Annotated in this window: 3 protein-coding genes; all 3 read right to left on the bottom strand. The window is 62.0% G+C overall.

Annotation, left to right across the window (positions count from 1 at the left end; all coding sequences use genetic code 11):
- Nucleotides 1-269: DUF2280 domain-containing protein (locus WS69_RS15175; protein WP_156438158.1), on the bottom strand; the 269-nt coding region annotated here is incomplete at its 3' end.
- 38 nt (nucleotides 270-307) lie between these two features.
- Nucleotides 308-859, bottom strand: a complete 552-nt coding sequence (locus WS69_RS15170; RefSeq protein WP_197419267.1) for an NUMOD4 motif-containing HNH endonuclease — start codon at nucleotides 857-859, stop codon at nucleotides 308-310.
- Nucleotides 829-1,167, bottom strand: a 339-nt coding sequence (locus WS69_RS34170; protein ID WP_269434747.1) for a putative metallopeptidase, incomplete at its 5' end; no start/stop codon positions are given. The genes WS69_RS15170 and WS69_RS34170, both read right to left, overlap by 31 nt.

Below are 1,167 nucleotides of genomic sequence, written 5' to 3'. Positions count from 1 at the left end.
TCGAGCGCGCGCAGGCGCACCGCGCGGTGCGAGACGCCGATGCGCGAGGTGTCCTTCAGAAACTCTTCGCGCGTCCGCTCGAAGATGTCGCGGTACTTCTTGCTGAGCGTCGAGCCGGCGCGCTTCGTCGGGTCGTAGCGCTCGCACTGCTGCGGCGACACTTCGACGCCGAATTCCTCGCGCACGGCCTTCGCCGCGCGCGACGGCGTGTCAAAGCAGGCGAGCGCCTGCGTGACGAACACCTTGATGGGTTCGGGGAGTGCTGCCATGGCGGGAAATGTTCAGATGGGCTACGCGGCGTCGCGCGTCAGATGTGCGACCAAGTTTTGCGGCTCAATACGCTGCGGATCGCTGAATCGGTTACGCCAAACTGCCGGGCGAGCGCAGCCTGCTCGCCACGCCTCCCGCTAGACAAGGCGCGAATTTCAAGCACCTGAGCCGCTGTCAACTTGGCCTGACCATTGGCTTCGCCCTTCGCGTCAGCGAGACCGGCAGCGTAGGCATGCAGAGAGTTTCCTGACGACGTAACCCACTCGAGATTCTCGAAATGCGGATTCGTCTTGTCGCCGTCAATGTGGTTCACCTCGGCTCCTGCGAACGGAACAGGATCGAGAAACGCTCGAGCAACCAGGATGTGGACCATCTCCGTGCGACGCTTACCGTTCGCGCACAGATCCACCGATAGATACGGACGGTCCTTGCTGCGTGCACAAGCTCTCAGAATAGATCCTGCCCGCGCGCACGTCCGCGATGTTAGCCGCTTTACGCGCCCATGATCGCTGACCGCATAGTCTGGGAAATCCGGAATTTCTTTCCAACGCTCCATGTTCACGCCGCCTTCAATATGCAAGTCCCGCATGCTTGTGCTATCGACACGTGAGAGACAGTTGGCCCGGCGTTCGCGGCCCTGACCATCTTGGAAATGTCGCTATCCGGACCACCGGTTCCGTACCGCGCCACGATCCCGACAAACTCGCTGACGTCGTGCCCGCGGATGCCCAGCTTGGGAAACCCATCCTTCGTGAAGGCTGGGGCGCCGAACTCATCCGTCTTCTGAGCGATGTGCATCAATTCGTGTTCGATCAGCGCGCACCACTGCAGGTCGTTGCACTCGCGCGCGTAGTGCGCGTCGAGCGTGATCAGGAAGGCCGGCACGCGGCCGAACCA

The organism is Burkholderia sp. BDU5 (assembly GCF_001522845.1).
Lineage (GTDB): Bacteria > Pseudomonadota > Gammaproteobacteria > Burkholderiales > Burkholderiaceae > Burkholderia > Burkholderia mayonis.
Note: the sequence above shows the minus strand (reverse complement) of the source record. Positions and strands in the feature narration are given on the sequence as shown.

Bases quoted from the DNA above. Each gene is read 5' to 3' on its own strand.
- WS69_RS15170 (WP_197419267.1), bottom strand. From the start codon at position 859: ATGCGGGACTTGCATATTGAAGGCGGCGTGAACATGGAGCGTTGGAAA.